30 protein-coding genes are annotated in these 22,435 nt (G+C 50.5%); 17 read left to right on the forward strand and 13 right to left on the reverse strand.

All coding sequences use genetic code 11. From position 1 onward, the window contains the following. From V7051_RS01390 to V7051_RS01425, 8 genes are all read right to left on the reverse strand, one after another. On the reverse strand, window positions 1-273 hold the full coding sequence (locus V7051_RS01390) for a hypothetical protein (RefSeq protein WP_333873098.1): 273 nt from the start codon (window positions 271-273) through the stop codon (window positions 1-3). Continuing rightward, window positions 266-661 carry a hypothetical protein gene (locus V7051_RS01395; RefSeq protein WP_333873099.1) on the reverse strand — a complete coding sequence of 132 codons (396 nt, stop codon included), beginning with the start codon at window positions 659-661 and terminating at the stop codon, window positions 266-268. The genes V7051_RS01390 and V7051_RS01395 overlap by 8 nt, the downstream gene beginning before the upstream one ends. Then, on the reverse strand, window positions 661-912 hold the full coding sequence (locus tag V7051_RS01400) for a hypothetical protein (RefSeq protein WP_333873100.1): 252 nt from the start codon (window positions 910-912) through the stop codon (window positions 661-663). Before V7051_RS01400 ends, V7051_RS01395 begins: the two co-directional genes overlap by 1 nt. Further along, the gene (locus V7051_RS01405) at window positions 909-1,640 is read right to left on the reverse strand and encodes an ATP-binding protein (RefSeq protein WP_333873101.1); all 732 of its coding nucleotides are present in this window, start codon (window positions 1,638-1,640) and stop codon (window positions 909-911) included. Before V7051_RS01405 ends, V7051_RS01400 begins: the two co-directional genes overlap by 4 nt. 370 nt (window positions 1,641-2,010) lie before the next feature. Then, window positions 2,011-4,011, reverse strand: a complete 2,001-nt coding sequence (locus V7051_RS01410; RefSeq protein ID WP_333873102.1) for a Mu transposase C-terminal domain-containing protein — start codon at window positions 4,009-4,011, stop codon at window positions 2,011-2,013. Then, on the reverse strand, window positions 4,004-4,852 hold the full coding sequence (locus tag V7051_RS01415) for a DUF5131 family protein (protein WP_333873103.1): 849 nt from the start codon (window positions 4,850-4,852) through the stop codon (window positions 4,004-4,006). Before V7051_RS01415 ends, V7051_RS01410 begins: the two co-directional genes overlap by 8 nt. After that, window positions 4,849-5,292 carry a hypothetical protein gene (locus V7051_RS01420; protein ID WP_333873104.1) on the reverse strand — a complete coding sequence of 148 codons (444 nt, stop codon included), beginning with the start codon at window positions 5,290-5,292 and terminating at the stop codon, window positions 4,849-4,851. Before V7051_RS01420 ends, V7051_RS01415 begins: the two co-directional genes overlap by 4 nt. Continuing rightward, window positions 5,279-5,728: a helix-turn-helix domain-containing protein gene (locus V7051_RS01425; RefSeq protein ID WP_333873105.1), complete on the reverse strand. Its 450-nt coding sequence runs from the start codon at window positions 5,726-5,728 to the stop codon at window positions 5,279-5,281. The genes V7051_RS01420 and V7051_RS01425 overlap by 14 nt, the downstream gene beginning before the upstream one ends. Window positions 5,729-5,853: 125 nt before the next feature. On the opposite strand from V7051_RS01425, the gene V7051_RS01430 reads away from it, so the two are divergent. Beyond that, complete coding sequence (locus tag V7051_RS01430; protein WP_334181107.1) at window positions 5,854-6,756, forward strand: XRE family transcriptional regulator; 903 nt, start codon at window positions 5,854-5,856, stop codon at window positions 6,754-6,756. Window positions 6,757-7,197: 441 nt separating this feature from the next. On the opposite strand, the gene V7051_RS01435 is transcribed toward V7051_RS01430, so the two are convergent. From V7051_RS01435 to speE, 5 genes are all read right to left on the reverse strand, one after another. Further along, entirely contained in the window at window positions 7,198-7,500 is a 303-nt protein-coding gene (locus tag V7051_RS01435; protein ID WP_333873107.1) for a type II toxin-antitoxin system RelE/ParE family toxin, read from the reverse strand. Further along, on the reverse strand, window positions 7,497-7,730 hold the full coding sequence (locus tag V7051_RS01440) for an addiction module protein (protein WP_333873108.1): 234 nt from the start codon (window positions 7,728-7,730) through the stop codon (window positions 7,497-7,499). The genes V7051_RS01435 and V7051_RS01440 overlap by 4 nt, the downstream gene beginning before the upstream one ends. A gap of 257 nt (window positions 7,731-7,987) precedes the next feature. Then, window positions 7,988-9,496, reverse strand: a complete 1,509-nt coding sequence (locus V7051_RS01445) for a YifB family Mg chelatase-like AAA ATPase (RefSeq protein ID WP_333873109.1) — start codon at window positions 9,494-9,496, stop codon at window positions 7,988-7,990. A gap of 40 nt (window positions 9,497-9,536) precedes the next feature. Then, window positions 9,537-9,815, reverse strand: a complete 279-nt coding sequence (gene ubiK, locus V7051_RS01450; RefSeq protein WP_333873110.1) for a ubiquinone biosynthesis accessory factor UbiK — start codon at window positions 9,813-9,815, stop codon at window positions 9,537-9,539. Window positions 9,816-10,001: 186 nt separating this feature from the next. Continuing rightward, entirely contained in the window at window positions 10,002-10,850 is an 849-nt protein-coding gene (gene speE / locus V7051_RS01455; RefSeq protein WP_333873111.1) for a polyamine aminopropyltransferase, read from the reverse strand. A gap of 89 nt (window positions 10,851-10,939) precedes the next feature. Between speE and speA the strand changes: the two genes are divergently transcribed. From speA to V7051_RS01530, 16 genes are all read left to right on the forward strand, one after another. Next, window positions 10,940-12,778 (forward strand): biosynthetic arginine decarboxylase, encoded by a 1,839-nt coding sequence (gene speA, locus V7051_RS01460; RefSeq protein WP_333873112.1) that lies wholly within the window; start codon window positions 10,940-10,942, stop codon window positions 12,776-12,778. A 150-nt stretch (window positions 12,779-12,928) separates the two neighbouring features. Continuing rightward, entirely contained in the window at window positions 12,929-13,339 is a 411-nt protein-coding gene (locus V7051_RS01465) for a type II toxin-antitoxin system HicB family antitoxin (protein WP_333873113.1), read from the forward strand. A gap of 60 nt (window positions 13,340-13,399) precedes the next feature. Further along, window positions 13,400-13,825, forward strand: a complete 426-nt coding sequence (locus V7051_RS01470) for a UPF0158 family protein (RefSeq protein WP_333873114.1) — start codon at window positions 13,400-13,402, stop codon at window positions 13,823-13,825. A 273-nt stretch (window positions 13,826-14,098) separates the two neighbouring features. Continuing rightward, entirely contained in the window at window positions 14,099-14,374 is a 276-nt protein-coding gene (locus V7051_RS01475; RefSeq protein ID WP_333873115.1) for a DUF1640 domain-containing protein, read from the forward strand. Between the two features lie 28 nt (window positions 14,375-14,402). Beyond that, on the forward strand, window positions 14,403-14,624 hold the full coding sequence (locus V7051_RS01480; protein WP_333873116.1) for a hypothetical protein: 222 nt from the start codon (window positions 14,403-14,405) through the stop codon (window positions 14,622-14,624). A gap of 164 nt (window positions 14,625-14,788) precedes the next feature. Further along, window positions 14,789-15,010: a type II toxin-antitoxin system VapC family toxin gene (locus V7051_RS24570; protein ID WP_442919610.1), complete on the forward strand. Its 222-nt coding sequence runs from the start codon at window positions 14,789-14,791 to the stop codon at window positions 15,008-15,010. 84 nt (window positions 15,011-15,094) lie between these two features. Continuing rightward, window positions 15,095-15,358, forward strand: coding sequence for a DUF2024 family protein (locus tag V7051_RS01485; RefSeq protein WP_333873117.1), 264 nt, complete (start codon window positions 15,095-15,097; stop codon window positions 15,356-15,358). Between the two features lie 156 nt (window positions 15,359-15,514). After that, entirely contained in the window at window positions 15,515-16,378 is an 864-nt protein-coding gene (locus V7051_RS01490) for an NAD(P)-dependent oxidoreductase (protein WP_333873118.1), read from the forward strand. Between the two features lie 58 nt (window positions 16,379-16,436). Further along, entirely contained in the window at window positions 16,437-16,607 is a 171-nt protein-coding gene (locus tag V7051_RS01495) for a rubredoxin (protein ID WP_333873119.1), read from the forward strand. A 22-nt stretch (window positions 16,608-16,629) separates the two neighbouring features. Further along, window positions 16,630-17,646, forward strand: a complete 1,017-nt coding sequence (locus V7051_RS01500) for an NAD(P)/FAD-dependent oxidoreductase (protein ID WP_333873120.1) — start codon at window positions 16,630-16,632, stop codon at window positions 17,644-17,646. Between the two features lie 17 nt (window positions 17,647-17,663). Beyond that, window positions 17,664-18,086, forward strand: coding sequence for a VOC family protein (locus V7051_RS01505; RefSeq protein WP_333873121.1), 423 nt, complete (start codon window positions 17,664-17,666; stop codon window positions 18,084-18,086). 77 nt (window positions 18,087-18,163) lie between these two features. Next, window positions 18,164-18,832: a 5,6-dimethylbenzimidazole synthase gene (gene bluB, locus V7051_RS01510; protein WP_333873192.1), complete on the forward strand. Its 669-nt coding sequence runs from the start codon at window positions 18,164-18,166 to the stop codon at window positions 18,830-18,832. After that, on the forward strand, window positions 18,823-19,857 hold the full coding sequence (gene cobT / locus V7051_RS01515) for a nicotinate-nucleotide--dimethylbenzimidazole phosphoribosyltransferase (RefSeq protein WP_333873122.1): 1,035 nt from the start codon (window positions 18,823-18,825) through the stop codon (window positions 19,855-19,857). Before bluB ends, cobT begins: the two co-directional genes overlap by 10 nt. Before the next feature lie 192 nt (window positions 19,858-20,049). Next, a complete protein-coding gene (gene cobS / locus V7051_RS01520; RefSeq protein ID WP_333873123.1) occupies window positions 20,050-20,847 on the forward strand; it encodes an adenosylcobinamide-GDP ribazoletransferase in 798 nt (265 codons plus the stop codon). Further along, window positions 20,832-21,395: an alpha-ribazole phosphatase gene (cobC, locus tag V7051_RS01525; RefSeq protein ID WP_333873124.1), complete on the forward strand. Its 564-nt coding sequence runs from the start codon at window positions 20,832-20,834 to the stop codon at window positions 21,393-21,395. Before cobS ends, cobC begins: the two co-directional genes overlap by 16 nt. Next, entirely contained in the window at window positions 21,395-22,411 is a 1,017-nt protein-coding gene (locus V7051_RS01530; RefSeq protein WP_333873125.1) for an aminotransferase class I/II-fold pyridoxal phosphate-dependent enzyme, read from the forward strand. The genes cobC and V7051_RS01530 overlap by 1 nt, the downstream gene beginning before the upstream one ends. Window positions 22,412-22,435 lie beyond the last annotated feature (24 nt).

Consider the following 22,435-nt stretch of genomic DNA (forward strand, 5'->3'; position numbering starts at 1 on the left):
TTAGCCTCCTTTATGCAGGCATTGCTGGCAGGCATCCCACCAGGCGGTTTTAGTGGTGCCGCCGGACGGCCGTGGTGCGTTGGCCCGTCCGGTGCATTCTTTTCGAGTTATCGTTTTACCGCTGTACGGACAATTCACATCGCTATATGCCCGATCGAACTGTTCCAATATCTTTTGCGGGTTGGCGGGATATTTGTCATTAATAACCAGCGACAACGTTGTTCGCGATACCTTGATTTTCCGGGCTACCTGGGTGACGTTGCTGTCAGCCACGGTTTGTTTCAGTCGTTCCAATAAGCTCATCTTCTGTTTTCATTGCTAGGGTTTCGCCATTGTTCGGGTTGAATACAACCCGATCTTTCATCCGCACTACGGGCGCTTTGGGGCCGATGTCTTTTACTAGCGTATAGCGATAGCTGCCGTTACTGGCCGGCTTGCCGTCGTCTTCCAGCTTTCGTGTCAGTAATCCGACGGCCAGTAAGGCGTTTAGCCATCGACGCAGGTTAACTTCCGGCGTAAGCTCGGTGCCTTTGCAAATGGTCAGCCTCAGTTCGGCCAAGGTGATGGATTTGTTCTTTCGTAGCACCCACCACGCCTGAGCGCGCAAGCCGACGGTGACGGTGCGCGGCGCGGCATAGCCTTTGCGTTTTTTGGCCGCCATTAAAGTGCAACCTCCGCAACCTCATTCCAGTCAACATCCCGGTCTTCGGCACAGAACCGGTCAAACTCCTTATCGTCAATCGACTTTAAACTGTACTCGTCACCGCAAAGCTTGATTTCGAGCTTGTCGCCATTGCCGCTTTCAATCGTGAGCATGCGGTAGTTGCTCTCGCCGGCAACGCCATGCTCGATGCGTAATTCGTCAAAGCTAATGCGCTTAACATCACCCAAAACGATTAATGACCCGCTCATTTCGCCCCCTTGCGCAAGCTGCGCATAGCGTCTTCACACAACAAATAGCCTTTTACGTCAGCGGCGATCAGCGCCTGCTTGCCCATCTGTCCGGCCATGGTCTCCAGCGTCGATACCGCCGAGGCCATCAGCCGGTAGCGGCCGCGTGACTGCTCCAGAACCTGCTGGGCGACGCCTTTGTCAGCTTCCACCTCGCACAACTGGCGTAAATACAACTGCACGTCGTCCAAGTTAGCCGGCTTGAAATCCACTACGGCGCTGATCCGGGTGGCGATATGCGCCAAACGATGTTCGGCAAAGCGGTGTTTTTCCGAGGTATGGCAAACCAGAATCAACAACACGCCGGCCTGCTCGGCAATCCGGCGCAGATATTCGATCACGTTGGCCTTATCAAGCAGCCCGTGTTGTGCTTCGTCCAGGATGATCGGTTGCCGACGTTGCGCCATGGCTTCGTTTATCGCTTTTTGCAAGGCAAAACCTTTCAAGTCACCAATTCCCAGCTCATAGGCCAGTAGGTCGCGCACGTAGTTCATGGTTATGCCGGGCAGGCCTTCCACGTAGATGGCGTTGCGTTCCGCGCCGAAATGATCGACGGTGCGGGTCTTGCCGGCGCCGGGCTCGCCGGCCACTAAAATGCCCATCGCTTCCCTGGCCGCGCCGTTTTCAACGGCCTTGACGGCGGCCATAAACGCGTCGTGGTTGCTGGTTTGTACGTAACTGAGTTTCATGATTTAATAGCCTCGTTTTTTGTTTAAGTTGTTTGGTTCACACCTGTAAAAAGCCGTCTGATAGCGCCAACTATCAGGCGGTTATTCGTTCATGAGCTCTTCAAAATCCAGTCGCTCCCGCGTTTTAATGGCTAGGTCACGCTCAAATCTCAACATCATTCGCCGATAACCAAATCTGGAAAAACCCGTAACCACGGGCGGTAACTCCCGACAATAATGTCTGCGTGCCGGTGTTAATCGTCTGCCTGCTCTCAGTAAGAAGCTATTGAGACGATGCTTAGCTATCAACCGGTTTTGCTGCATAGATGATCTTCTGGCTTTCATGATTTAATTCTCACTTTTGGTTGTTTAAAAAACCGCCCAGTCGCGGTTATTCATTGCCGGCAGCCCGCTGGCCGTCGTCCATAAATTTCTGCATTGTTTCCAAGTAGCTCAATTTCTCCGTTTGCCGGCTAAAATCCCCGCCATCAACGACAATCCGCTTTAATGGCTCGACCGTTTGAGCCGGCGTTAACTCCACGCGCTTTAACACCTCGCCGTCGATGACATGGCCGCGTTCGGCATTGGCGCGATCGATCTTTTCCTGGCCGCGCTTGATCATGCCGTCGATGCGTCCTTCTTTAAGGGCATCGATTTTCGATTCGGCAAAACCTTTAACCTTGTTGGCCTCGAACTCGGCAACACAAATGGCTCGGCCGTCCAGATCGCTGATCCAAACCTGGTTGGCATCGCTTAAGTCATACGCCAGCCGTACCTTGGTATTGGCCGGAAGCTCCGCCAGCGCCGGGTTAAAATAAATATTGTTGTTCCAGCGCACTTCGCCCCGAAATGGCGTCCGGATCACAAACGGCCGGTACAGCGTAAGCGTCTCGTCGTCCGTTAACGGACAATGCCAGCTCTGGTCGAAATTGGCTTGATAAGCCTCGGCCGGAGTTCTGCCGCCTAATTCACTGTGTTGATGCGCGTTGTTGTACCAGTCGATGCGCGCCTCGACTTGCACCATAAAATGATTCCAAGCCGGTACAAAATCAGGCACATCGCCTTTGCTTTTAGCGCGGTTGATCGCTTGCGTGTTTCTGCGCAAGGTATCGCCATCCATGCCCGTGCCCTGGAAGGTCGGGAACGTTTTTGCCACGGCAATGGTGGTAATGTCCCAAAGCCCTTCAATGATGCCGCGCCCTTGCGGATTACCAGGGCGACCGGTTTCGTGCTCCACTCCCAGCCGAGCCAACATGCCGCCCACCGGGCAATCGATGATTTTGGCGGTTTGGCCGGAACCGTTATCGCTGTAATAAATCAGCGGCTTGCCGTGTTTGATCATGGCTTTGCCCAGCGCCTCGGAAACGGCAATCTGGTTTTCCGATAAGCTGAATGCCCGGCCCACAATGAACCGGCTGGCCGCGTCGATAATGAACGTCACTTCCGGCGCGAACGGTTGACCATGATCGGGATGGCGCACCTTGGCTTTAAAGGTGTGGCCGTCGCCGACCCAGACTTCATTGCTCATGCCGGACCAATCCCGGCGTGTAAACGGCCGCAACGCAGCCAGTTCCGAGCCGGTCGAACGCCCAATAGCCAGCACGACTTGAGGAATCTTTTTTTGCAGCCGGCAAATCACGTCGTAATCCGGGCACTTTTCGGTAAAGCCTTGCGCTTGCCAGGCCTTTTCAAAGTCGCGGTGCGCCTCGCGTAACGACGGCTTTTGCGGCTTGCGGTAAAAGCTCAAGAACAGTGCCAGCCACCATTTACCCCGCCAGTCTTCCTTTTGCCGAATGCCCGGCGCCAACTGCTTGCCTGAGCTTTTCTCCTGATTCCAGCGCTCCAGCGAGCGCCGTGAAACCAGTTCCCCGTCATTTCGCTTCACGCCCCGCGTTTCCCGAGCCAGTAGCATGCTATCCATTAGCTCGCTCTCCAATTCCCCGGCCGCTGCTTTTGCGATTAGATGATCGGCAGCCTTGCCAAAGCTCCAGCGCATTTGCAAGGCCATGACGCGCACGTTATGCACCAAGTGATGACGGGCCTCGTTAACCTTGCGTTGGCGTTCGGTTAGATTTTCCAGTGGCGTGACTGAGGCCGGTGCTAGGTGCTGCGCTTTTTCCTCAGCTGGAATTACTGCTGCAGGCTCGGTTTCGGCCGGTTTTTGTAGCGCTTGTAGAATGGTCGATGCGCGTCGATTGAGCATGGCTTCACGGATGGCTTTGGGTAGCGCCTTAATCAGAAACCACTTCTTTTTGTGCTTGCCACGGCTGTTTTCAAAGACGCATTGCCAATTCTCATTAATCGCCTGCCTCGTAACAGAGCTTTTATGCTTGCAGATTACTACCGCGATCTCATCGGCATTGGCATACAGAGTTTTATCGATCTCACTCATGCTTTACACCCGGATAACCGTTATATTCAACACCATCTATCAGGCGTCCGGACTGCTTTTTCCCAACTCTACATACAGATGTATCAGGGTCAAAGTTATGCCATATCTTTCCCTTAACACCCGGCTCATTGCATCGAAGCTCATGTACTGGCGCCCACTCACCCCATTGCTTGAACAAAAATGGAACTTCGGCGGCAATGCATTGATCGCGCAACGATCTAACCCAGTCTGGATGCATCGGTCTCGCATTAGGTCCGGACTCGCCACCGACAACCACCCAGTCAAGTCCGTTCGGAATATGACCACTGCGAATGTCAACCTTACCAAGCAGCGGCTCAGCGCTAATCCAATGCACAGCAGCAGGCGCAGACAGCAGTAGCGGTATGCGCTCGCTGGCGGTTTTTTGATCTTCAACCGATACACCAAGCCAAACATTAGGCATTAATTCAGCAAAACCTTCCTTTGCCTCATCACCCCAATAATCAAAAAACTCAAGCACTCTTGCAGGGCGCTTTGTCAACACTTGGTAAATATGTCGCGGAGCCTGTTGCATACTCACCATCACTCGATGAATAAAATCAAACGGCACCGATTCATGAAACAAGTCAGACATTGAGTTAACGAATATCAGTCGAGGCTTTTGCCAGCGCAATGGAATTTCAAGCCTGTCATAATGCCAGCGAACATCGGTAAATTTACGCCCGACGTAGGCCGGAACCTTTGCCATTCTCGGCCAGTCGCGTTCGGCGTAACAATATTTGCAGCCTTGAGACATCTTGCTACAGCCAGTTACCGGGTTCCATGTGGCGTCAGCCCATTCGATGTTTGTTTTAGCGCTCATTTTCCACCACTCATAGCTTGCTTGATTGCTTTCTCTTGCAGGCGCAATTGATTCTTCAATGCTTCCAACTTGCCCAGTTGCGCCTCCCAAACCTCTTTGCCTACACTCAATTTTGCACCGCGTAAATCGGCAATCCAGGCGGTAATATCGTGTGTCTCTAATGCCACTTCCAACGCCGGCAAATACTCCAGCGGAAAACGCCAGCCTTCACGGCTTTCCGCTGTCCAGCTATCCAATTGGTGCTTGGTAATCTCGTGACCGACCAACTCGCTCATCTTGGCTGCGATCTGGTAACGGCTTAGCGGCGACAGCTTGATTAGCTCGCTCAGTAAACTCCGCAGCTGCGCACCAATATCTAATGATCCCGGCTTACCGCCGCGTTCGACCGGCACAACTACCATGTCAAATAAATCGACTGTCAATGGATCACGCGCCTTCATGTTCACGAAGCCGCTGATCTTTTACATTGACGCCGGGAGCGAAACGCTTAAACTTTAAACCTCTGAAACCGCGTGGCTTAGGTTCGCCATTCTCGTAGTAGCGGCTGGGCCAAATGTCCTTGGGATGCAAGCCCAAGGCAGCAGCAATGCGTTTTTCAGAGGCGGGGTAGCTTTGGGTGAGTGCGCGCGATAAGGTGGTGCCTGTCGACAGATTGTGCTCTTCGGCCAATGCCTTCATTGTCCACCCTGCCTTATGCAGGGCGGCGACAACGTCGGAAGGGTGCCAATCCTCGGCAGGGGGTTCTGCCGCAGGACTGGCTTTTTTTTCGGTTTGGGTAGTCATATGTTTTTTGTCTCTGGGGTTGTTTAAGGTGTAGACATTAAACTCCAAAATTTTGGATACGTCAACACAATAAACACCTAAATTTTTATGCATTAATTCGTAGTTAGCCTAATTTATGGAGTCAATATGAAATTAAAACTAAATCAATTGCTTAGGATTGATGCGCGCGCATCAATTAAAATCAGCGCCTTGCATCAATTCCACCAAGGAATTGATGCATGACAATTGGAACCAGATTAAAGGAATGGAGGGCCTCAAAAGACCTAAGTCAAAAGGACGCAAGCTCCATTTCTGGAGTATCGTTTAGCACATACCAAAATTATGAAATGGATATAAGTCCTCCAGGAGCTAAATCACTAACAGGTTTTATTAACGCTGGAATTAATGCCAATTGGTTAATGACTGGCGAAGGGCCGATGCTACTGGAAGATGCCGTGCAGCTGCCGCCCGGCCTGAGAATCAAGATAGACAACATAAAAGCTGAAGGCGGTGATCAAGAAGCGGCGGCTCGCCGACAAGCGGATACGCTTCAGCTTTGCGCCGAATTTAAAGAAGCGCAAAGCCTCATTACAACAATAACCAATGAAATAGGCGTTGCTCTACCTAAAAAAACATTCGAAAGCTTTATGGAGCTGTTATGGCTTAGTGCGGGCGAGAAAAGCGATTTGGTAAAATCAGCTGTTGCGGAACTGTCAACATATATAGATCAACTGGCTCTGGTGCCGTTTTATGATGTAGAAGCCTCGGCCGGTCATGGTTCACTGGTTGATCAAGAGCAGCAAATCAGCCAAATGGCCTTTAGAAAGGATTGGTTAAAACAAAAAGGCCTGCAATCCAATAAATGCGCGCTAATCAAGGCCAAAGGTGACAGTATGGAGCCCACTATCTATGATGGCGACTTGCTGTTGGTGGACGTCAGCATTGACAGCATTAAAGATGACTCGATTTATATAATACAAGCCGATCATCATCTTAGCGTCAAACGCATACAGCAAGACTTTGACGGCTCACTGATAGTTATCAGTGATAATCCGCGTTATGAAAAGCGTATAATCAGCTCAGTGCAAGCAAAAGAGGTAAAAATTGCGGGGCGCGTAAGGTGGTACGGCCATGAAATATAATTGCGCCAAATAAACAACAAAAATAATCGGTTTAAGCTAATTTTCCGACAAATGACGCGCAATCAATAAATTGAGTAAAATTTAAGCAAAAACTAAGCTCAGCTTAATCATCCCGCCACTTCCGGCCAAATCCCCGTTAATCCCTCTTTACGACATATATCTCGCTTCTTCACAGAACAGCCCGTTAGGGGTGCGGCAGGGAGGCCGCACGTCAGCAGAGGGGCAGGAGCCCCTTCTGCTGACCCTCGATAAAAGCGAGGAGCGCAGGAAGCAAGCGGCAACCGGGCCGCCTTTTCTTTGGTTACTTTCTTTTGGCGGAGCAAAAGAAAGTAACTCGCCTTCGGGTGCGACAAACCCGATTCAAATAACCGTCGCGCTAGCGACACTTTTAATAAAATTGTTAGTACAGTCTTCTAAATTCGAATAACTGCGTAACATCAGTTACTGATTATTTACAGACCGGTTACGCCAATATCCAGGTTCACGATGGCAATGCAGGACGGAAAGAATGAGCACGTAATCCTTTTCAATTGAATAAAGAACCGCATAAGGAAAAACGCGGGTTAGACATCGGCGAATGTCATCTTCAATTATCGGCCAACGTTCCGGCGCTTCAATTATTTGCTGGATGACATGCTCGACTGCTGCCATGAAGCGTAGCTCCAGTCCAGGCTGACAGCTTGCATAATATCGAGCGGCGTCTTCATATTCGGAAAGCGCCTCCGGATGAAACTCGAATCTCATTTTGCAACAGATTTACGCACACGCTCCAATGCATCCTGTCCTGGGATGGTAGTCACAACACCACTTCTGACATCGTCACGGCGAGTACGAGCCTCAGCCGCCCAAAGCTGTCGGATATAAACATCCTCCAAAGGGTCAAGACTCTCAACCAATCGATCGGCAAGCAATGCGCGTGCATCGCTAGGGAGCGCAAGCGCTTCTTCGGCAATTTGTTCAATAGTGAAACTCATGATCAGGACTCCGATTATGTTGCTTAAAAAATATCATGGTTTGTCCTCAGTTCAGCTGGTTCCCAAGCTCAAGAGACTGTGAAAGTATTCATGTGGGAGGGGCTTTAGCCCCGAAAGTCGGGGCTAAAGCCCCTCCCACGATCAATAAAACAATGACTTAGAAGTCACTAAATAGTATGCGTCATATTTTCAAAAATACTTTCACAGTCTCTCAAGCTTGGGAACCAGCATATATACATTCTACACAGCAATGTGCTTTAAACACTACGATCCAGCTTACGATAACTAATCGCTTCGCTTAAATGCGAGGTTTCTATATTTTCAGATCCGGCAAGGTCGGCAATGGTCCGGGCCAATTTCAAAATCCGATGATAAGCCCGATGCGACAGGCCGAATTTATCCATCGCCTGTTCTAATATTTGGTGGCTTTGCTCGGACAGCACGCACAGCTGTTTCACTTCCTTAGCCGTCAACGCCGAATTGGCTTTGCCGCTCCGCGCAACGGCCACGTTGCGAGCCGCAACCACGCGCCCCCTGATTTGCTCGCTGGTTTCTTCGCCGTCCGGCGAACCTTTGCGCAATACTTCATGCGAGACTCTGGGCACTTCCAGATGCATGTCGATACGGTCCAGCAACGGACCGGACACCCTGGCCCGGTAGCGCATCACTTGCTCGGACGTGCAATGGCAGCGGCCCGAGGCGTCGCCCAAAAAACCGCAAGGACAAGGGTTCATCGCCGCGATTAATTGGAAGCGAGCAGGAAAATCGACTTGCCGGGCGGCGCGGGAAATGGTGATATGCCCTGTCTCCAGCGGTTCCCTTAATACTTCCAAGACTTTGCGGTCGAATTCAGGCAATTCATCTAAAAATAAAGTACCGTTGTGGGCCAGCGAAATTTCTCCGGGCCTTGGGTTTCCACCGCCTCCAACCAGCGCGGCCGCGGAAGCCGTATGATGAGGACTTCTGTAGGGCGGCTTCAACCAATTAGCGACATCCAGTCCCTGATCGCTGATCGATGCAATCGCTGCGGTTTCCTGCGCCTGGTGCTCAGTCAACTGCGGCAGGATAGTCGGCAAGCGCGATGCCAGCATTGATTTGCCGGTGCCGGGCGGGCCCAGCATAATCAGGTTATGCGCGCCGGCTGCGGCAATTTCGAAAGCTCTTTTGACGTGATATTGGCCGTGGACATCGGCAAAGTCGATATCGGCAATCGGTACAGCCCGATCTTCCTGTTGAAACTCGACCTGTATCAGGTGTTGCCCGGTCAAATGTGCGCAGACTTCCAGCAAATGCATGGCAGGGATGATTTCAATATCCTTGACCAGCGCCGCTTCGGCGGTGTTTTGCTTCGGCAGTATCAGTTTCCGGTGGTTGTTCCGGGCTTGTATCGCAACCGGCAACACGCCGTTGATAGCTCGCAGTTCGCCGCCCAATGACAATTCGCCGACACATTCGTAATGATGAAGATGAGCTATCGGAATTTGGCCGGATGCGGCCAGTATGCCCAATGCGATAGCCAAGTCGAATCGGCCGCCTTCCTTAGGCAAATCAGCCGGAGCCAAATTGACGGTGATCCGCTGCATCGGGAATTCGAACTTGGAATTTAAAATCGCGCCCCGGACCCGGTCCTTGCTTTCTTTAACCGCAGCTTCCGGCAGGCCGACAATATTCAATGCGGGCAGACCGTTGGCAACATGAACCTCAACGGTCACCAACGGCGCTTCTATGCCGGAGCGACCGCGACTGTAAATAACGGCTAAGGACATGACAATGTGTATGCGACTACGACTGTCGGGGATGTTGTAATCAGTCCGGAGCGGATGTGTGCGTGTCTTCCTTGCTTAACACTTGCTGTTCCATCTCGGCGACGCGCTTTTCCAGGTCTTCGAGCTTTGACCGTGTTTTCGCCAACACCAGCTTTTGCACTTCGAACTCTTCGCGGGTCACCAAGTCCAGCTTGCCTAATGCGCCTTGCAAAATGGCATGGAAGCTTTTTTCAAGATCCTCTTTCAGGCTGTTCAAGCCGGGAGGTATCGCGCCGGCCAGACGGCTGGCAATATCGTCAAGGGATTTAGGATCAAACATTAGGGTAATCTCATAGTAATAAGAGGATTAGTCGGGCAAACCTATAAAAGCATCACCACGAAGGCACGAAGAACACGAAGAACACGAAGTTTTATTGTTTGTCTTCGTGTTCTTCGTGCCTCGGCAATTGCTCCTGCATTGCTCTACCTCCTGCATCCATGCAGTCGTTCGTGGTGAAAAATCTGCTTATAAATTAAACGCTTTTTTAACAAACTCAGGCTGCGCCAAAGACGCTTTGTGTATATCGACGTTGTAGTAAGTCGTGTCGAACGGCTTGTTCGCGCTATCCGCTTCCCTGAACTTGCTCAGATCGCCTTTGCCGGCAATCGTTGCGCTCCACCAGCCGGAAGGATACAGGCATTGCGGGAAGAACAAGGTCTGCAAATGGCTCAAACCGGCGTTACTCATTGCATCACGCATCTCGCCGATCAGCTTCATGTGATACAGCGCCGACTCGCTTTGCTGTACGACCATGCCATTTTCCGACAAACAGGCGAAGCAGTCGCGGTAAAATTCTTCGCTGAACAAGCCTAAAGCCGGGCCGACCGGATCGGTGCTATCGACGATAATAATATCCACCGAATTCGGCTCGGCGTCTTTCACCCATTTAATGCCGTCGATAAATTTCAAATCGGCCCTGGGGTCGTTATTGGATTCGCATAACTCCGGAAAATAAATTTCCGCCAGACGCGTGACCCGCTCGTCAATATCAATCTGCACCGCGTGCTCTACCGATGGATGTTTTAACACTTCCCTTAACGTGCCGCAGTCGCCGCCGCCGATAATCCACACTCTTTTTGGATCGGGATGAGTGAATATAGCCGGATGGCTCATCATTTCATGGTAAAAAAAGTTATCGCGGGTTGATACCATCGTACAACCGTCGATGATCATCAAATTACCGAAGGTTTCAGTCTCATAGATTTCAAGGTGTTGAAACTCGGATTGCTCCTCGTGCAGCTTTTGTTTAATTTTTAGCGAAAAGGCCGAGCCGGCGTCTGAGTGTTGCTCGGTAAACCATTCAGATGGATTCATAGTGTGGATTCCTGGAAAAAATAAACAAATAAATAAGCGGGCATTATATTAGAATTCGGCATCTTTTAGGCATAAAACGGAGTTAAATAGTGAATTTAAGTCATGGCAAAACCTGGACTACCGAGCAGTCTGCACAAACCTACGCGATAGATAACTGGGGACAAGGCTATTTTTCCATCAACGCCGACGGGCATGTCTCGGTAAAGCCTTGCTCCGATAAGGACGTGGTGCTGGATTTGTACGAAATCGCTCAATCGCTAAACGACAAAAAGCTATCCTTGCCGGTGCTGGTGCGCTTTACCGATATTTTAAAAGACCGCGTGACCCAGCTATCCAACGCCTTCCAAAAAGCCTGCGTCAATAACGATTATCAAGGCAGCTACACGCCGGTTTACCCGATCAAGGTCAACCAGCAACGCAAAGTCGTTGAAGGCATTTTGGCGGCCGACAACATCGGCCTCGAAGCGGGCAGCAAGCCGGAATTGTTGGCGATTATGGCGCTATCCAATAAAGGCGTGGTGATCTGCAACGGCTACAAAGACCGCGCTTATATCCGTCTGGCGCTGATCGGCCTGAAAATGGGGCTAAATCTTTATCTGGTCATTGAAAAGCCTTTAGAGCTGGAACTGATTATCGAGGAAGCGGCGCGCCTTAACATCAAGCCGCAATTGGGCGTCAGGGTCAGGCTGTCCAGCATCAGCGCCGGAAAATGGCAAAACAGCGGCGGCGAAAAATCCAAATTCGGGCTTCACGCCCATGAGTTGCTGTTGCTGGTCGAGCGCCTTAAGCAGGCCGGTTTGCTGGATACCTTGAAACTGATGCACTTTCACATGGGTTCGCAAATCGCCAACATTCACGACATCAAAATAGCCTTGAAAGAAGCCGGACAGTTTTATGTTGAACTGCATCGTTTGGGTGCAGGGATCAAAGTCGTCGATGCCGGCGGCGGGCTGGGCGTGGATTACGACGGCAGCCATTCGCGGCGCGAATCGTCAATCAACTACAGCCTGGATGAATACGCGCAGAATATCGTGCGCAGTTTTGCCGATATTTGCGCCGAAAAACAGGTATCGCAGCCGGACATCATCACCGAATCGGGCCGCGCGCTGACCGCTCATCACGCGGTGCTAATCACCAACGTGACCGATATCGAATCGGTTTACACCAACCATGCCGAACTGCAAGCCCTACCGGAGCCGCACAACCTGGTCGAGCATTTTCACGATGCGCAATTCGATTTATCCGAAGCCCGAGCCCAGTTCACCCAGGACAAACTCAGCATTACCGGACTGGCCGAAGCGGAGAACAATTATGCGCTGCTGTGCCGCCAGCTCCAGGCCAAACTGAATCCCAATAATCAAAGCGAGGACGCCATCTTGCAGGAGCTGAACGAGAAATTGGCCGACAAGGTGTTTTGTAATTTCTCGCTGTTCCAGTCCATGCCCGACATCTGGGGCATCGATCAAATCTTTCCGATCATGCCGATTCACCGATTGGACGAGCAACCTACGCACCGCGCCGTTATCCAGGATTTAACCTGCGATTCCGATGGCCGCATCGATCAATATATCGACGGGCAGAATATTGAAAAAACCCTGCCGGTGCATCAAATCGACAGTAATGAGCCGTACCTGATCGGCTTTTTTATGGTCGGCGCGTACCAGGAAATCTTAGGCGACATGCACAACCTGTTTGGCGACACCCATTCGATTAACATAGAACTCAATGACCAGGGCTACCATTTCAATGATCTGCATGAAGGCGAACATGTCTCTGAATTGCTCGATTATGTACATATTAATAGTGAAGATTTGAAAACCGCCTACCGGGAAAAACTGGCTAACAGCGATCTGAGTGAGCAACAGCGGCAGGAATATGAGCAGGAGCTGGTTGCGGGGCTGACGTCTTATACTTATTTGGAGAAATAGGAGAGCGCTTGTTTTTCAGGTCTTGCGCTAGAACGATTAAGCAATGCAAAGCCCTCTCCAAAGGGAGAGGGTTGGGTGAGGGGAAATCAAAACATGCTTGAAAATTAAGATTAGACTGGTGAACAAACTATTGAAACAGGCGGATTTGAAATGAGATACCCAATTGCAATTGAATCAGGCGATGAAACCCATGCGTATGGAGTCGTTGTACCCGACCTACCGGGCTGCTTTTCGGCGGGCGATAGCTTGGACGAGGCAATCGTCAACGCCAAGGAAGCTATCGAATTATGGATGGAATCGGTTATCGAGGATGGTAAACCTATTCCGGAAGCCGCGCCCATTGCCAAGCATCAAGCAGACCCCGAGTTTGCCGGCTGGATTTGGGCCGTTGTGGAAGTGGATTTGTCCAAGCTGTCCGGCAAAGCCAAACGCGTAAATATTACCCTGCCGGAGCGGGTTTTGACTGCAATCGATCAAGCAGCAACCCGTTTCGGAGACACCCGTTCCGGCCTGCTAGCGAAAGCGGCCCTGGAGTATGTTGAGCGACACCCGTCGGTTTAGCCTTAAACCGCTTGCTGAGCGTAATCAACAAAACTCAAATTGAAAGAAAGTGGAAACCTCATGACTTCCCTAAAAATCAATCTTGACGACATTATCCAAGCCCTGACCACACGTTTCGACATGGTGGAAGGCGGCTTTTACCTGGACACCGAGACCGGCGACATCCTGCTCAGCACCGAAGGTATCGACGAAGGCGACCTGCCGGAAGACTTGGAAGACAATCCGCGTTATCGCCAGATCGATCCCTTGGCCTCCCATGAATCTTTCCAAATCATGGAAGACTTCGTTGACAGCCTCGGCGAGACTAAGCAGGCGGATAAGCTCAGGGACGCGCTTAACCGCCGCAAACCGTTCCGTCAGTTCAAGGACACTTTGCACGATCACACCGATTTAAGCGATGCTTGGTACGCGTTCGAGCAGCAGGAACTGGCGCGTCTGGCCGGGGAATGGTGCGAAGATAATGGGATTGAGGCGGAGTGGGTTTGAAGCGTTTTCATCGCAACGGAATTTACCGAATATATAGTTGCGAGTTGTTGAATCAGGATAGACCTTATAAAAATGCGGGATGGCGTTTGCCGAAAGATTGCCGGAAACTTGCTGAATTTTCAGTCCCATAAGCCGCTTACGATACGGGTCACGTGATTCATGAACTCATCGGCTCCTATGGCACAGTGTTATATAGACGGAACAGGTTGCGTACACCATCCATTAAATGTAGATTTACCTACACCAAACACATCACCATTTCAGGAAGCTTGTATGGCTGTTATAACATTCGACACTCACCAATTCATCAGCAAGCTCATTGCTGCCGGCTTTGAGGCCAAGCAAGCCGAAGCGGTTTCCGATGCTTTTAAAACCGCGCAAGGCGAAACCGACTTGGTCAGCGCCCGAGACCTGCGGGAAATGGAATTGCGTTTGGAAGCGAAAATAGACAAGGTAACGTCCGATCTTAAGGTCGATCTTATTAAATGGATGGCAGGGTCATTAATCGCTCAAGCGGCTGTTATTGCTACGTTGGTTAAGCTTTTGTGATACTTGAAAAATGCTACGCGAGGCTATCATGCTGCAAGAACAAATCATCAATGAAATCAAACAAATTCCCAGCGAGAAACTAGCCGAAGTCTATGATCTGATACATTATTTCCGCTTGGGCTTGAAGCATGAAGCCAATGCTTTACCTAAACAGCGCCCTATCGGTTTGGCAAAAGAGATTTTCCAAACGCCGGACAGTTTCTTTGAGCCGTTGCAGGATGAAGTCCTTGATGCTTTTGAAGGCAAGTAAATGAAACTGCTGTTGGATACCTGTGCTTTTTTATGGTTGACAACGATGATCAGGCTTTAAGCGATCAAGCAAAGACACTGTTCCAAAACACCGACAATTCCGTTTATCTAAGCAGCGTATCGATCTGGTAAATCGTTGTAAAATATCAGTTGGGAAAACCGCCTTTGCCCAGTGAGCCGGAATATTTTATCAGCCAGCAATGCAATCAACATTTCATTGAAATTCTATCTCTCGACGACAAGTCTGTTTACCATCTGAGCCATCTACCTAACCATCACAGAGATCCTTTCGATAAGATGCTGGTATGCCAAGCAATAGAACATGGTTTGACTATTCTGACATCGGATAAGTTAATTGCTCAGTATCCTGTCAGCACTATTTGGTAGCAAAATAGTATCTTTTCTTAGCTCAATGCTTTATTCAAAGTTACGTGAGCACGCTACCCGATTCAGTAACAAGGGAGAAAACCGATGCCCATCTCACATGTATTCGACACCTACGCAAAAACCGCTCAAGGCAAGAAACTGCATTTTAATGTCGTATTAGACGAACAGGACCAGCAAAAAGCGATAGCCTACGCCAAACAATGGCTAACCGGCATTGGTCTGGAAGATGCTATCGTTACCCCTGAGAATTGCTTCTTCTATCATAGCGTCGAAGCCCCGGCAGCCATCAGAGCCGACATCGACAAGAACGGTTATGCTATTTATAAAATGGAAGGCTGCCCCAAGTAATACGAGTCGGTTAAACTAATAGTTTTAACCTAAAAAATCAGTTGAGCATCCAAATAGGGTGGAGTGAAAACCGCCCATGCTTCGACAAGCTCAGCACGAACGGTTTCCATATACTTCCACTGATTTTTTAGGCGTATACAACCTTGGAGAAATACTATGAAAGCAGGCATGATCGGCTTAGGTGCGATGGGCATCGGCATGGCCAGGAATATCGCTAAGGCCGGGTACTTAACCGGCGTTTATAACCGCACCGCAGCAAAGACGCAAAGCTTGGCCGAAGAATTGGGTGTCATCGCGTTCGACCAGCCGGAAGACCTCGCGGCAAACGTCAATATCGTGCTGATTTGCGTATCGGCCGACCAGGATGTGCTGGCAATGGTTGAGGCGATAGCCAATACCATAAAGCCCGGCACAATTGTCGTCGATATGTCTACGGTCAGCAGCGATACCGCCAAACAAGCGGCCGCTATCTTGGCCCAAAAACATGCGGCTTTTCTCGATGCGCCGGTATCCGGCGGCGTTGAGGGCGCTAAAAACGGCACGCTGGCGATGATGGTCGGCGGTAGTTCGGCAGTACTGGAAAAAGCCCGCCCGGTACTGGAAACCATGACCCGTTGCATTATGCACATGGGCGCAACCGGCTCGGGCCAAGCCACCAAGGCGGTTAACCAAATCATGGGCGCGGGCATCAATCAGGCGGTGACTGAAGCGCTGGCTTTCGCGCAAGCTCAGGGTTTGCCGATGGAGAAAGTGATCGAAGTGATCTCCGGCGGTGCATCCGGCAATTGGTTTTTACAGCATCGCGGTTCCACGATGACCCAAGGTATCTTCGCTCCGGGCTTTAAACTTGCATTGCACCATAAAGACCTGCTTATCTGCCAAAGCATGGCGAAACAAACCGGCGCATCGAGCACGCTGGTCGATATGACGATTGCAGATTACGAGCGGTTAATGGCTGAAGGTTACGGCGATGAGGATATTTCGGCGTTGTATAGATTGAAAGCCGTAGATTCGGATTGAAAATTAACATAGACCTGTTAAAGTCAGCCGTTCTTTAAACATTAACCAAGGAATAATCATGCCTGATTACAAAAAATACCAGTGCGGCGTTTGCGGTCACATTTACGATGAAGCGGAAGGCGATCCTGATTCCGGTATTGCACCAGGCACTTTATGGAAAGACATCCCTGATGATTGGCGTTGCCCCGAATGCGGCGTAGAAAAAAGCGAATACGATTTGCTGGGCTAATCAATCCTTACCGGGGAAAAGTATGCATATTGTTATAATCGGCTCAGGCGTAGCCGGAGTCAGCTTTGCCGAGAAGTACCGCGCGTTATCAAGCGATGAGGACGAGGTTACGCTGGTGACCAGGGAGCATGACGGCTATTATTCGCGGCCGTTACTGTCTCGTGGTTTTACCAAGACCGATATTGAGCAATCGATCATCCTGAAGCCCTTTGACAGACTACGCGAAAATAATATCAATGTGCTGTGCGGGGCGGAAGTAACGGCTATTAATCGCGCCGATAAATCCATTGCCATCAATGGTTCCTGTCAGGAAAAAGAGCTGCAGTACGATAAATTGATACTTGCACAGGGATCTTCCGCGTTCATTCCGCCGCCGTTCAGACCGTACGAAAAGCTGTTTTTTTGCTTGAACAGTCTGGTCGATTTGAAAGCGCTGCGTAAATTTCGGCAGGAGCTGTTAAGTCAGAACCAACGGCCTAACTGGGCGATGGTCGGAGGCGGTTTAATCGGTTGCGAAGTGGCGTCCGATTTAGCGGTGGCAGGCGATAATGTCACCCTGTTTCATGCGATGGATCGATTAATGGAGCGTCAACTGGTAGCCGAAGATTCGGCTTTATTACTTAAAGTGTTGCAAGACGCCAGCGTTAAGGTGTTGTTAAATCAAGCGGTAAAGGAATTTATCAAAGAGGAAGACAAGGTCTGCGTAAGAACCGACGTGACCGCCGAGTTTGACGGACTGATAGTCGCCTGCGGATTTAAACCGCGTACCGAATTGGCGGAACATGCAGGCCTGGAAGTAGGCCGCGGCATCAAGGTCAGCCAGCAGATGCAGACCAGTGACGAGTCCATTTACGCGCTGGGCGATGTCGCCGAGTTGCCGAACGGGAAGCTTTACGCCTTCATTTTGCCGATACGCAACCAGGCCTTATGGCTGGCGGAATTTCTGGCCGGACAAAAACAAGATAGCTGGACCCCGCCGGTTTTTACGACCAAAGCCAAAGTGCATGGTTTTGAAGCGGCTCATCCGTATAATGTTTAGACCTCATAGAGATGCTCATGAAACCTAGAATTACTGTCATTACCATAGGCGTGGACGATATCGAGATATCGCTTCGTTTCTATCGTGATGGCCTTGGTTTGATGACGGAAGGCATTATCGGTAAGGAATTCGAACAGGGAGCGGTGGCCTTTTTTGACTTACAGGCCGGTCTGAAGCTGGCCGTTTGGCCGCGCAAAAGCATTTCTCACGACTCAGGCCTTCCTCTAAGCAGTGCAAGCCCTACTGAATTTACACTGGGACATAACGTCTCGTCAAAAGCGGAAGTTAACGCAGTTATGGCGCAGGCGGAACATGCAGGAGCCGTTATTGTGAAGCCTGCCCACGACACTTTTTGGGGCGGCTACGCCGGTTACTTCCAGGACCCTGACCAGCATCTATGGGAGATTGTATGGAACCCCCAATGGACAGCCCAGGATTGAGGCGTAACATTATTTACATGCTGCCGAAACTTATTCAATTTTCCTTATTGCTTCACCCACGATGACAATTGAGTGCGATGCACCTACCGCAAAATAATCAAAACCGATACTCTGACGCGGAATGCGCAGCCGTCTATCGGGCTATTTATGAGCGTCGCGATATGCGCCATTTTTTACCCGATCCTATCGATCCCGAGCTGTTGCTCCGCCTGCTGAATGCCGCGCATCATGCGCCCAGCGTCGGTTTTATGCAGCCCTGGCGGTTTATGCGCATCAGCTGTCCGAAGCTTCGCGAAGCCATACATGCACAGGTCGAACAGGAACGTATCCATACCGCCAAAGCTTTAAACGAACGCGAAGACGAGTTCATGAGGCTGAAAGTGGAAGGCATACTGGAATGCCCGGAAGTGCTGGTTGCGGCCTTGTGCGAACAGCGGGAACACTATATATTCGGCCGTCGCACCTTGCCGGAAATGGATCTGGCCTCCCTGGCCTGCGCAATACAAAATATGTGGCTGGCGGCACGGGCGGAAGGCATCGGCTTGGGCTGGGTATCGATGTTCGAACCCGAAGCCTTGAAAACCCTGTTAAAAATGCCCGAAGACAGTCAGCCGTTTGCGGTTTTATGTCTCGGCCATGTGGACAAGTTCTACGACAAACCGATGCTGGAACAAGAGCACTGGGCCGATCGTAAAGACCTTAAAGACCTATTATTTGAAAACGTTTGGAATACACCGTGCCGCTAAATTTTGCCATCTCTCCGCTCAATTCAACATTGCGTTCCGCTTTACAGGCTAAAATCGACCAAAAAACCAAGCCGCGGGGTTCTTTGGGTCAATTGGAATCGCTGGCGTTACATGTCGGGCTGTGCCAGAACAGCCTGACCCCGAGTTTAAACAAACCATGCATGCTCATTTTTGCCGGCGATCATGGCATTGTTGAAGCCGGAGTCAGCGCTTACCCGCAAACCGTTACCGCGCAAATGGTCGCCAACTTTTTGACCGGTGGCGCAGCGATCAGCGTTCTTACTCGCCAACACGACATAGAATTATTGATTGTCGATGCCGGCGTCAACGCCGACTTGAACAGTCACACTAAACTGATTGATGCAAAGATCGGCAAAGGCACCCAAAATTTTTTGACCCAGCCTGCAATGACAGCCGAGGAATGCGCCAAAGCCTTGCAGGCTGGAGCGGATCAGGTTTTGCGGCAACATCAAAGCGGCTGTAACTGCATCGGCTTTGGTGAAATGGGTATCGGTAATACTTCATCCGCAGCAGTGATGATGCATCGCTTAACCGGCCTGTCCTTGGTGCGCTGCGTAGGTCGCGGCACCGGATTAAACAATGGGCAGCTGCAACATAAAGTAATCGTATTGCAGCGAGCGTTAAATAAGCATAAAGATGTAACAGAACCTTTAGACGTACTGGCCACTTTCGGCGGTTTTGAAATCGCAATGATGGTGGGGGCTTATCTTAAAGCCGCCGAACTCGGAATGCTTATTTTAGTCGACGGCTTCATTGCCGGCACCGCGCTGCTGGTTGCCAGCAAGCTCTATCCTCATGTGCTGGATTATTGCGTATTCAGCCATATTTCCAGCGAACAGGGCCATCAGGCTTTATTGAACCAGTTCAACGCAAAGCCCTTGCTGAACCTGGAATTGCGCTTGGGCGAAGGTTCCGGTATTGCCCTGGCCTATCCGCTGCTGCAATCGGCTGTGGCGTTTTTGAACGAGATGGCTACATTCGCTGAGGCCGGAGTTGACCATTAAAAAATCAGGTGAAGGATTAAAAGAGAAAGATTCACGGTTTCTGGCGTGAAGAAACGCAAAAAAAATGGCAAGCCTATAAAGCAGTTGAGCTAAATACAGTAAGTCATAAAACGGTTATGAAAAAATACAAATGAAGATCAACAGCTCGAAACCGCTCAAATTGAATTGGATAGATGGAACATACCCAGCATCATGTCCCATCTAAAACTATTCCTGTTAGCCCTCAGTTTCTACACCCGACTGCCAGGGATGGCGGAAGTGTCGCAAGCGGTAGGGAACCGATGCGACCACTTACCTCATCCTCAAGCCTTGGACTTCAAGCAGTTGCCTTATGCGGCCGTCTACTTGCCGTTGATCGGTTGGCTGGTTGGCGGCGTCGCGGCATTAAGCTTTTACTTGGCGGATTTAGTTTGGCCGCAGACTACGGCTGTGATCCTGGCGCTAATCGCCGGTATTTTGATGACCGGCGCATTACATGAAGACGGCTTTGCCGATGTCTGCGACGGCTTCGGCGGCGGCATGAATAAACAGCGCATTCTGGAAATCATGAAAGATTCCCATACCGGAGTTTACGGATTTCTAGGGCTATTATTGTTGCTGTTACTGAAAATCAGCGTGCTAAGCGCAATCCCTGCCGCCGCCGTGCCTTTAATCTTAATGGCCGGGCACAGCATCAGCCGTTTGTCGCCGTTGTTGCTGATGCAGCGTTATGAATACGCACGCGGAAATGACAGCAAAGCATCCGGAGCAGTTTATAAGCCCAATCTCCGGGAGCTGGCTTTTGCCGCTGCCGCCGCGTTATTGCCGTTGGCATTGCTGCCGACTTTATCTGTGCTGGCAATCATTCCTGTGCTGCTTGCGACCCTAGTTCTGGGGCATTATTTTTACCGCCGTATCGACGGCTATACCGGCGATTGCTTGGGCGCAAGCCAGCAAGTTGCCGAAACTGTTTTTTACTTAAGCGTGAGTGCCTTATGGATATTTATTTAATTCGCCACACCCAAACGGCTACCGATCCGGGCCTGTGTTACGGTCAAAGCAATGTGGCCTTGGCGGATAGTTTTCCCGACGAAATGGCGGCTCTGCATGACAAGCTGCCCGAGTTTGCTGAAGACTGCAAAGTTTACAGCAGTCCGCTAACCCGCTGCCTGCAATTAGCGGAGACTTTTTCAGATACGGTGACCACCGATCAGCGTTTGCAGGAGCTTGATTTCGGCGATTGGGAAGGCAAGCGCTTTGACGACATTGAGGCCGATGTTTTGCAGCATTGGATGAATAACTTCGTTAGCGCAGCTCCCCCAAACGGCGAAAATTTTGAAGATTTATATCGGCGTGCAGACAGCTTTTGGCAGGATTTACTAGCCACAGAAGCAGAGCAGGTTTTGGTGATAACCCATGCGGGCGTTATTCGAGCCTTGCTGGCGCGTGCATTGAACTTGCCTTTAGCCAATTCGTTTCAATTGCGGATTGACTCCGGCTCTGTGCATAAAATGCGCCGGGCTGACGATTATCTTTATATCGAATACATCAATTTATAATGAACCACGGCGGTAATATTTATCAGTTCGCCCGGCGGCTCGGCTGCCTGCCGGAACAAGTGCTGGATTTTTCGGCCAACATTAACCCGGTGCAAGCGGTCGACTTGAGCTGTTTACAAAATGTTCAGCTTACACCGTATGCCGACCCTGATTACGGCTTGTTAAAACAGGCGATCAGGCAGCGCTATCCGATTCCTTCGGGCGTTGATATTGAACTATATAATGGCGCGAGTGCTGCGATCTTCGCCCTGTTGCGCAGCTTGCAACCGAAAGATTTGGCTTTATATGCGCCTTTGTATGGCGAATATGCGCATATTGCCGGGGAGCTGGGTTGTACTGTGCATAACGTCAATCGGTTCGACCGGTTAGTGTCGGATATTCCCGAACACAGCACGGTGATTTTTGTTAATCCGTCCACGCCGGACGGACAGCTTTATGAGATGCAGGAGTTGTTGGCAAAATGGCAGGCCGCGGATTGCACGATCATCATCGATGAGTCGTTCCTGGATTTCTGCCAAGCAGACTCGGTTACAGAACACATAGCGCATTACGATAAACTTTATGTAATCAAATCGTTAAGCAAGTTTTACGGCTGCGCCGGTATCCGCATCGGCTTCATTCTGGCGGCGACAGCGGCGATCAAGGAACTGCATCGCTTTGAACCGGCATGGAAGTTGTCCAGCCTGGATATGACTTATATGCAGCAGGCATTGGCAAATACCGCATTCATCGAACAGACCCGTCAGCAGACCGCGCATTTACGCGGTTTACTGTATCAAGCGCTGCATGATTCCGGTTTGTTCGATAAGATTTATCCGGGGCAGGCTAATTTTTTGCTGGCACGATTGGCCAGCGGCGATGGCTATCAGTTGCAAGGGCAATTGGAAGCGTCGCGTATATTAATCCGCGTCTGCGACAATTTCGAAGGCCTGGATAAAAGCCATGTGCGTTTTGCGGTCAAGGATGAGCGAGCAATTGCCCAACTTGCTCACAGTTTTAAAAACGTTAAAAAATAAAAAAATTCACCACGAAGACACGAA

Origin of the sequence: Methylobacter sp. (assembly GCF_036845245.1) — a bacterium.
GTDB lineage: Bacteria > Pseudomonadota > Gammaproteobacteria > Methylococcales > Methylomonadaceae > Methylobacter_A.

Bases quoted from the DNA above. Each gene is read 5' to 3' on its own strand.
- speE (WP_333873111.1), bottom strand. From the start codon at position 10,850: ATGAATCCATCTGAATGGTTTACCGAGCAACACTCAGACGCCGGCTCG.
- bluB (WP_333873192.1), top strand. From the start codon at position 18,164: ATGCACCTACCGCAAAATAATCAAAACCGATACTCTGACGCGGAATGC.
- V7051_RS01420 (WP_333873104.1), bottom strand. From the start codon at position 5,292: ATGAAGGCGCGTGATCCATTGACAGTCGATTTATTTGACATGGTAGTT.
- V7051_RS01435 (WP_333873107.1), bottom strand. From the start codon at position 7,500: ATGAGATTCGAGTTTCATCCGGAGGCGCTTTCCGAATATGAAGACGCC.
- ubiK (WP_333873110.1), bottom strand. From the start codon at position 9,815: ATGTTTGATCCTAAATCCCTTGACGATATTGCCAGCCGTCTGGCCGGC.
- V7051_RS01395 (WP_333873099.1), bottom strand. From the start codon at position 661: ATGGCGGCCAAAAAACGCAAAGGCTATGCCGCGCCGCGCACCGTCACC.
- V7051_RS01485 (WP_333873117.1), top strand. From the start codon at position 15,095: ATGCCCATCTCACATGTATTCGACACCTACGCAAAAACCGCTCAAGGC.
- V7051_RS01480 (WP_333873116.1), top strand. From the start codon at position 14,403: ATGCTGCAAGAACAAATCATCAATGAAATCAAACAAATTCCCAGCGAG.
- V7051_RS01530 (WP_333873125.1), top strand. From the start codon at position 21,395: ATGAACCACGGCGGTAATATTTATCAGTTCGCCCGGCGGCTCGGCTGC.
- V7051_RS01415 (WP_333873103.1), bottom strand. From the start codon at position 4,852: ATGAGCGCTAAAACAAACATCGAATGGGCTGACGCCACATGGAACCCG.
- V7051_RS01425 (WP_333873105.1), bottom strand. From the start codon at position 5,728: ATGCATAAAAATTTAGGTGTTTATTGTGTTGACGTATCCAAAATTTTG.
- V7051_RS01405 (WP_333873101.1), bottom strand. From the start codon at position 1,640: ATGAAACTCAGTTACGTACAAACCAGCAACCACGACGCGTTTATGGCC.
- V7051_RS01470 (WP_333873114.1), top strand. From the start codon at position 13,400: ATGACTTCCCTAAAAATCAATCTTGACGACATTATCCAAGCCCTGACC.
- V7051_RS01445 (WP_333873109.1), bottom strand. From the start codon at position 9,496: ATGTCCTTAGCCGTTATTTACAGTCGCGGTCGCTCCGGCATAGAAGCG.
- V7051_RS01465 (WP_333873113.1), top strand. From the start codon at position 12,929: ATGAGATACCCAATTGCAATTGAATCAGGCGATGAAACCCATGCGTAT.
- V7051_RS01430 (WP_334181107.1), top strand. From the start codon at position 5,854: ATGACAATTGGAACCAGATTAAAGGAATGGAGGGCCTCAAAAGACCTA.
- V7051_RS01490 (WP_333873118.1), top strand. From the start codon at position 15,515: ATGAAAGCAGGCATGATCGGCTTAGGTGCGATGGGCATCGGCATGGCC.
- V7051_RS01495 (WP_333873119.1), top strand. From the start codon at position 16,437: ATGCCTGATTACAAAAAATACCAGTGCGGCGTTTGCGGTCACATTTAC.
- V7051_RS01475 (WP_333873115.1), top strand. From the start codon at position 14,099: ATGGCTGTTATAACATTCGACACTCACCAATTCATCAGCAAGCTCATT.
- cobS (WP_333873123.1), top strand. From the start codon at position 20,050: ATGTCCCATCTAAAACTATTCCTGTTAGCCCTCAGTTTCTACACCCGA.
- V7051_RS01440 (WP_333873108.1), bottom strand. From the start codon at position 7,730: ATGAGTTTCACTATTGAACAAATTGCCGAAGAAGCGCTTGCGCTCCCT.
- V7051_RS01410 (WP_333873102.1), bottom strand. From the start codon at position 4,011: ATGAGTGAGATCGATAAAACTCTGTATGCCAATGCCGATGAGATCGCG.
- V7051_RS01400 (WP_333873100.1), bottom strand. From the start codon at position 912: ATGAGCGGGTCATTAATCGTTTTGGGTGATGTTAAGCGCATTAGCTTT.
- V7051_RS01505 (WP_333873121.1), top strand. From the start codon at position 17,664: ATGAAACCTAGAATTACTGTCATTACCATAGGCGTGGACGATATCGAG.
- cobC (WP_333873124.1), top strand. From the start codon at position 20,832: ATGGATATTTATTTAATTCGCCACACCCAAACGGCTACCGATCCGGGC.
- V7051_RS01500 (WP_333873120.1), top strand. From the start codon at position 16,630: ATGCATATTGTTATAATCGGCTCAGGCGTAGCCGGAGTCAGCTTTGCC.